Source organism: Stenotrophomonas sp. YAU14A_MKIMI4_1 (assembly GCF_003086855.1).
GTDB lineage: Bacteria > Pseudomonadota > Gammaproteobacteria > Xanthomonadales > Xanthomonadaceae > Stenotrophomonas.
Map to the genome: position 1 here is coordinate 388,697 of NZ_CP025998.1, position 6,835 is coordinate 395,531.

General features: G+C 67.8%; 6 protein-coding genes. 4 read left to right on the forward strand and 2 right to left on the reverse strand.

Annotated features, from left to right (window positions below; translation table 11 throughout):
• Positions 1 to 128: 128 nt before the first annotated feature.
• From C1931_RS01700 to C1931_RS01710, 3 genes are all read left to right on the forward strand, one after another.
• Entirely contained in the window at positions 129 to 929 is an 801-nt protein-coding gene (locus C1931_RS01700; RefSeq protein WP_108751925.1) for an exodeoxyribonuclease III, read from the forward strand.
• Positions 926 to 2,230, forward strand: a complete 1,305-nt coding sequence (locus C1931_RS01705; protein WP_108748221.1) for an MFS transporter — start codon at positions 926 to 928, stop codon at positions 2,228 to 2,230. Before C1931_RS01700 ends, C1931_RS01705 begins: the two co-directional genes overlap by 4 nt.
• Before the next feature lie 75 nt (positions 2,231 to 2,305).
• The gene (locus C1931_RS01710; protein WP_108751450.1) at positions 2,306 to 2,536 is read left to right on the forward strand and encodes a hypothetical protein; all 231 of its coding nucleotides are present in this window, start codon (positions 2,306 to 2,308) and stop codon (positions 2,534 to 2,536) included.
• Between the two features lie 100 nt (positions 2,537 to 2,636).
• On the opposite strand, the gene C1931_RS01715 is transcribed toward C1931_RS01710, so the two are convergent.
• Positions 2,637 to 3,764 carry an anhydro-N-acetylmuramic acid kinase gene (locus tag C1931_RS01715; RefSeq protein ID WP_108755188.1) on the reverse strand — a complete coding sequence of 376 codons (1,128 nt, stop codon included), beginning with the start codon at positions 3,762 to 3,764 and terminating at the stop codon, positions 2,637 to 2,639.
• Between the two features lie 65 nt (positions 3,765 to 3,829).
• Positions 3,830 to 5,302: a peptidoglycan DD-metalloendopeptidase family protein gene (locus tag C1931_RS01720; RefSeq protein ID WP_108755189.1), complete on the reverse strand. Its 1,473-nt coding sequence runs from the start codon at positions 5,300 to 5,302 to the stop codon at positions 3,830 to 3,832.
• A gap of 168 nt (positions 5,303 to 5,470) precedes the next feature.
• Here C1931_RS01720 and tyrS point away from each other — a divergent pair, with 168 nt between their 5' ends.
• A complete protein-coding gene (tyrS, locus tag C1931_RS01725) occupies positions 5,471 to 6,682 on the forward strand; it encodes a tyrosine--tRNA ligase (protein ID WP_108755190.1) in 1,212 nt (403 codons plus the stop codon).
• The last annotated feature ends 153 nt before the right edge of the window (positions 6,683 to 6,835 follow it).

A 6,835-nucleotide genomic window follows, 5' to 3' on the forward strand; every position in this document is an offset into this window, starting at 1 on the left:
CTAATCCAGCTGGGCCCTTCGCGCTCGTCCGGCCCGCCGTGAAGGCCCGCCCGGGGGGCGCCGGCGGACTGCGCAGCCCCATGGCCAACCGGTATGCTTGCCCGGTTTCCCGCCGTAGGTTCTTCTGCATGCGCATCATCAGCTTCAACGCCAATGGCATCCGCTCGGCCGCCACCAAGGGCTTCCTCGACTGGTTCCGTGCCCAGGACGCCGACGTTCTGTGCATCCAGGAAACCAAGGCGCAGGAAGACCAGCTGACCGACCCGATGTTCCGCCCCGATGGCCACCACTGCTTCTACCGCGATGCCATCACCAAGAAGGGCTACAGCGGCGTGGCCATCTACAGCAAGCGCGAGCCCGACCAGGTCATCACCTCGCTGGGCTGGGCTCCGTTCGACGATGAAGGCCGCTACATCGAGGCGCGCTTCGGCAATCTCAGCGTGGTCTCCTTCTATATTCCCTCCGGCAGCTCGGGCGACCTGCGCCAGGGCTTCAAGTTCGAAGTGATGGAGTGGCTGCGGCCGATCCTGGAAGAGTGGGCGCGCAGTGGCCGCGACTACGTGCTGTGTGGCGACTGGAACATCGTCCGTTCGGCGCTGGACATCAAGAACTGGAAATCCAACCAGAAGAATTCCGGCTGCCTGCCCGAGGAGCGCGACTGGCTGAATGCCCTGTGCGCCGACCATGGCCAGGCCACCGATGTCGCTTCCGGCCGCGGCTGGGCCGATGCCTACCGCCTGCTCAACCCCACCGGCGAGGATTACACCTGGTGGAGCAACCGCGGCGCGGCCCGCGCCAACAACGTCGGTTGGCGCATCGATTACCAGTTCATCACCCCGGGCCTGCGTGACCGCCTGCGCAGCTGCTCGATCTACCGCGACGAGCGCTTCTCCGACCACGCCCCGTTCACCGTGGACTACGACCTGTGACCGAGGCCGCTGCGGCGCCCAGCTACAAGGGTTGGGCCGGCATCAAGCGCGCCTTCGGCACGCCGTCGGCGTTGACCATGGCCCTGCTGGGCTTCGGCAGCGGCCTGCCGTTCCTGCTGATCGCCTCGCAGACCCTGTCCACCCGCCTGCGCGATGTCGGCCTGGATCTGGGCAGCATCGGCCTGATCAGCCTGGCCAGCTTCTTCTACCTGCTGAAGTTCGTCTGGGCGCCGCTGCTGGACCGGTACGCGTTCCCGCTGCTGGGCCGGCTCGGTCGTCGCCGCTCCTGGCTGCTGGTGTCGCAGGTGGCGGTGCTGGTCGGCCTGGTGGCGCTGGCCTTCGTGCGCCCCGAACAGGGCGTGTGGCCGCTGGTGGGCTGGGTGCTGGCCGCGTCCTTCGCTGGCGCCACCCAGGACTCTGTGGTCGATGCCTACCGCATCGAGATCGCCCCGCAGACCGCGCAGGCGGCCCTGGCGGCCACCTATACGCTGGGCTACCGCATCGGCCTGATCCTGGCCGGCGCCGGCGCGCTGTACCTGGCCCAGTTCGAAGGCTGGATCGTGGCCTACCTGGCCATGGCCGCGCTGATGCTGCTGCCGATCCTGGCCACGCTGTTCTGCCGCGAGCCCGACCGCCCGGCCAACGCGGTGCAGCGCCGCATCGACGTGGCCGAAGCCTTCGTACAGCCGATTACCAGCTTCTTCAGCCGCAACGGCATCGCCCTGGCACTGGGGCTGCTGGCCTTCGTCGGCCTGTTCAAGTTCCCCGACCAGGTGATCGGGGTCATGGCCGGCCCGTTCTATCTGGATTCGGGCTTCGACAAGGCCGACATCGCCACCGTGTCCAAGCTGTTCGGTGTGTGGATGGGCATTGGCGGCGCCTTCCTCGGCGGTATCGCGGTGGCTGCCTTCGGTTTCCGCCGCATGCTGCTGGTGGCCGCTCTGGGCGTGGCCCTGTCCAACCTAGCCTTCCTGCTGATGGCACACAACCCCGGCCAGCTGTGGGCGTTCTATGCCGCACTCAGCGCCGACAACCTGTTCCAGGGCTTCGCCGGCACCGTGCTGGTGGCCTTCATGTCCTCGCTCACCGACCGCAATTTCACCGCCACCCAGTACGCGCTGCTGGTGTCGCTGGCCAACCTGCCGGGCAAGTTCGTCGGTGGCGTGTCCGGTTACATCGTCGAAGCCAGCTCATACAGCACCTTCTTCATGCTCAGCGCGGTCACCGTGGTGCCGACCCTGCTGCTGCTGGCCTGGCTGTGGCCGCGCATCCTGGATCGCGGGCCGCCGGCCGCCCCCTGATTGCCTGCACGCCCCGGCTGCGGGATGATCGCCACGTGCGCCGGGGGGGCGGTGCCTTGCGAACGGGGAGTGAGCATGGCCGATATAGTGCTGCGCGACGTCGATCCGCTGCTGCTGGAACGTATCCGGCGGGTGGCGGTCGCGCGCGGCTGGACCCACGAACAGACCTGCCAGGCGGTGCTGGAGCAGGGGCTGTTGAGCAGTGAACTGGAAGTGCGCTCGGGCTTTGGCGATCCCGAAGTGGATGCGCTGTCGGCGGCCATCGCCGCGCTGCAGGCCATGCCCGCCGGCCAGGGCTTCGATTGACCTGACACTTCGACGCCGGGCATGGCCCGGCGCTACCGCCACTTCACCGGGTGCATGATGTCGGGTAGCGCCGGGCCATGCCCGGCGGATGCCACCCGCGTCACGCCAGGTGGATCGCTCCCAGGATCCGCGGCCCCTGCGCGCCGGTCACCGCCGGCAGGTTGCCCGGCAACCCGTCCATCGTGCGCTGGGCCAGCCAGGCAAAGCCCATCGCTTCCACGTATTCCGGGTCCAGCCCATGCCGCGCGCTGGATTCAACCTGCACGCCCGGCAGGCGCGCGGCCAACCGCCGCATCAGCTGTGCGTTGTGTACGCCGCCACCGCAGACCAGCACCCGCCGCGTGCCCGGCTGCTGCGCCAGCAGCGCATCGGCTACGGTCATCGCCGTCAGCTCCAGCAGGGTGGCCTGCACATCGGCGGCACTGAACTGGCCCTCGCCCAGGTGCGCTTCGGCCCAGGCCAGGTGGAACTGTTCGCGCCCGGTGCTCTTGGGCGGCGGCAGATCGAACCACGGGTCGGCCCGCCAGGCAGCCAGCAGGCTGTCATCCACCGCACCGCTGGCGGCAAACGCGCCATCGGCATCGAAGCTGCGGCCGGTGTGGCGCTGGCACCACGCATCCATCAGTGCATTGGCCGGGCCGGTGTCGAAGCCGCGCACCGCCCCCTGCCGGGGAATCAGGGTCAGGTTGCCGATCCCGCCCAGGTTCAGCACCGCGCGGTCTTCATCGGCGGCGCCCAGCATGGCCAGGTGGAAGGCGGGCATCAGCGGCGCGCCATGGCCACCGGCGGCCACGTCGCGGCGGCGGAAGTCGCACACGGTGGTGATGCCGGTCAGCTCGGCAATCCGGTTGCCGTCGCCCAGCTGCACCGTGAAGGCCGGGTCGGCCAGCGGCCGGTGGCGCACGGTCTGCCCGTGCGAGCCGATCGCCCGCACCTGGGCGCGATCCACCCCGGCCTCGTCCAGCAGTTGGTTGGCCGCGCCGGCGAAGGCAATCGCGATCCGCGCATCCAATTCGCCCAGCTCTTCCAGCGACTGCAGCGGACCGCCTTCGCCCAGCGCGACCAGCCGGGCACGCAGCACCGGTTCCCAACGCGCGGTCAGCCCGTGCACGAAGTGGCAGCCGCCGGTAGCGGGGAACTGCACCAGGGCGGCGTCGATGCCATCGGCGCTGGTGCCCGACATCAGGCCAAGGTACAGGGGGGCGTTCGGGTCGGCAGCGGCGTTCATGGCGGGCATAAAAAAAGGACGTGGCAAGCTTGTGCTGCCACGTCCTTGTTCGTCAACGCAGCGGCTCAGCCGCGCTTGCGGGCCGGCGCCTTGGCGTCCTTGGCGCTGGCCACCTCGGTGGCATTGGCCTCGCGGCTGGCGGGGGCCGGGCTGGCCTCGGCGTAGATCAGCTTTTCCATGCCCTGGATACGCGCCATGGCCGGTGCGGTCTGCGCGCGGAAGGCCACCAGCTCGGCACCCTTCAGCGGTTCCGGCGGCGGCATGGTCACCGTCAGCGGGTTGCGGTGCTGGCCGTTCACGCGGAATTCGTAGTGCAGGTGCGGGCCGGTGGCCATGCCGGTGGAGCCCACGTAGCCGATCACCGTGCCCTGGGCCACGCGCTGGCCGTTCTTGATGCCGGCAAAGCGCGACATGTGCCCGTACAGGGTGGTGTGGCCGCGGCCATGGTCCAGGATCACCACGTTGCCGTAGCCACGCTGCACGCCCACGAACTGCACGCGTGCATCACCGGCGGCCATGATCGGGGTGCCGGTGCGGGCGGCGTAGTCCACGCCCTTGTGCATGCGCATCTTGCCCAGCACCGGGTGCTTGCGCGCCCCGAAGGTCGAGCTCAGGCGCGCGAAGGGAATCGGCATGCGGATGAAGCTCTTCTTCAGCGAACGGCCGTTGATGTCGTAGTACTCCGACTTGCCGTTGCGCTCGAAGCGGAAGCCCGAATAGGTCTTGCCGCCGGTGGTGAAGGTGGCCGCCAGGATCTTGCTGGTGTCGACCTTCTCGCCTTCGCGCCAGGTCTCGTCCATCACCACGCTGAAGCGGTCGCCCGGCTGCAGGTCCTTCGAGAAATCGATGTCGTACTTGAAGATGTCGTCGGTCATCGTCGCAATCGCTGACGGCGACAGCCCGGCACGGCGTGCCGCGGCATACAGCGAACTGGTGATCTCGCCACTGGTGACCACCGTGCGCGTGGACGTCTCGCGCTGGGTCACCTTTTCCTTGATGTCATTGCCGGCCAGGCTCAGCTCCACCCGGTGCTCGCCATCGCGGTCGAAGCGGATGCTGCGCAGGTCGCCCGACAGCGGCATGTCGAAGGCGATCTCGGCGCCCGGCCGCAGCTTGGTCAGCGAATCGCGCGCGCCGGGATGGTCCAGCACCCGGTGCAGGGTGCTGGCCGGAATGCCGGCCTGGTCGAATAGTTCGCTCAGGGTCTGGCCGCGCTGCACCCGCAGCACCTGCCAGCTGTCGCCGGGGGTCTGCTGCTGGCGCGCCTGCGCAAGCGGCGGCAAGGGCAGGGCCAGGCTGGTGTGGCTGTCGGCGTAGGGCGCATCGATGGTGTGCGAGAAGCCGGGAACAATGGTGGCCACCAGCGCGCCGATGGTCGCAAACAGGCTCGCGTGCATCCAGTGGCGGCGGGTCCAGCGCTCGTTGAAAGCGGCGGGAAGGTGTTGCCTGAGCTTCCGGTGCAGGGCGTTGTCGTGCAGGACGTGGAGTCGTTCCTGGAAGCGCTGCTTGCGTGCGCGCCCTTGGTCGGAATTGTGCATCAGCGGTGTTTTCCTGGCTGGCCCGGGAGCGCGGGCCTGTTCGGCGGTTACCATAGACACCTGAGAAAACCGCGTCAAACCCTTGTGCCTATTGGCTTTTGTGAAGCCAATCGGGTTAACTTGGCGTTAACACCCCACATAAGAAACGGCACTGCCGGGAGTAGTCACGTGTCCTCGATTGAAGAAGCCCTTGCCCTGATCGGCCGCGGAACCGACGAGATCCTGAAGCTCGAGGATCTGCGTGCGCGCCTGCAGGAAGGCCGCCCGCTGCGCGTGAAGGCAGGCTTCGACCCCACCGCCCCCGACCTGCACCTGGGTCATACCGTGCTGCTGAACAAGCTGCGCCAGTTCCAGGACCTCGGCCACCAGGTCATCTTCCTGATCGGTGACTTCACCGGCATGATCGGCGACCCGTCCGGCAAGAGCCTGACCCGCAAGCCGCTCAGCCGCGAGGACGTGCTGGCCAACGCCCGCACCTATGAAGAGCAGGTGTTCAAGGTGCTGGACCGGGAAAAGACCGAAGTCCGCTTCAATTCGGAGTGGTTCGGCAAGATGGGCGCGGCCGACATGATCCGCCTGGCCGGCCAGCACACCGTGGCCCGCATGCTCGAACGCGATGACTTCGCCAAGCGCTACGCGGCCCAGCAGTCCATCGCCATCCACGAGTTCCTGTACCCGCTGGTGCAGGGCTACGACTCGGTGGCGCTGGAAGCGGACGTCGAACTGGGCGGTACCGACCAGAAGTTCAACCTGCTGATGGGCCGTGGCCTGCAGGAGCACCATGGCCAGAAGCCGCAGGTCGTGCTGACCATGCCGTTGCTGGAAGGCCTGGACGGGGTCAACAAGATGTCCAAGTCGCTGGGCAACTATATTGGTATCAGCGAACCGGCCATCGACATCGTCACCAAGGCCATGAAGGTCGACGACGCCCTGATGTGGCGCTGGATCGAGCTGCTGTCCTTCGATATCAGCCAGGCCGAGGCCGTGTCGCTGCGTGAACAGGTCGCCGCCGGCACCCTGAACCCGCGCGTGGTGAAGCTGCGCCTGGCCCGTGAACTGGCCACCCGCTTCCACGACGCCGCAGCGGCCGAGCAGGCCATTGCCGGCTGGGAAGCCGCGGTGACCGGGCAGGGCGACATCACCCAGTTGCCGCTGCAGGACGTGGCCATTCCGGCCGAGGGCCTGCGGATTGCCGCGCTGCTGACCGCCGCCGGCCTGACCCCCAGCAATTCCGAAGCCAACCGCAAGCTCAAGGAGCGTGCGGTGAAGGTGGACGGTGAAGTGGTGGAAGATGGCCAGCAGGTGTTGCAGCCGGGCTTCGAAGGCCTGCTGCAGGTAGGCAAGCGTACCTTTGCCCGGGTGCGCCTGGTCGCGGCCTGATCGGGCGGCAGGGCCGGCGCCAGCCGGCCCTGCGTCCTGCTTCGGATGAACGAATGCAACATCCGTAAAAAAAATTTGCCACACCCCCTTCACAAATGCGGCGAACGGAGACATACTTTCCCTCCCCCGTCGCAGGGTTCGCCGCCAAGGCCT

Excerpts from the sequence above, each read along its gene's own strand:
- C1931_RS01710 (WP_108751450.1), top strand. The coding sequence starts at position 2,306 with ATGGCCGATATAGTGCTGCGCGACGTCGATCCGCTGCTGCTGGAACGT.
- C1931_RS01720 (WP_108755189.1), bottom strand. The coding sequence starts at position 5,302 with ATGCACAATTCCGACCAAGGGCGCGCACGCAAGCAGCGCTTCCAGGAA.
- C1931_RS01700 (WP_108751925.1), top strand. The coding sequence starts at position 129 with ATGCGCATCATCAGCTTCAACGCCAATGGCATCCGCTCGGCCGCCACC.
- C1931_RS01715 (WP_108755188.1), bottom strand. The coding sequence starts at position 3,764 with ATGAACGCCGCTGCCGACCCGAACGCCCCCCTGTACCTTGGCCTGATG.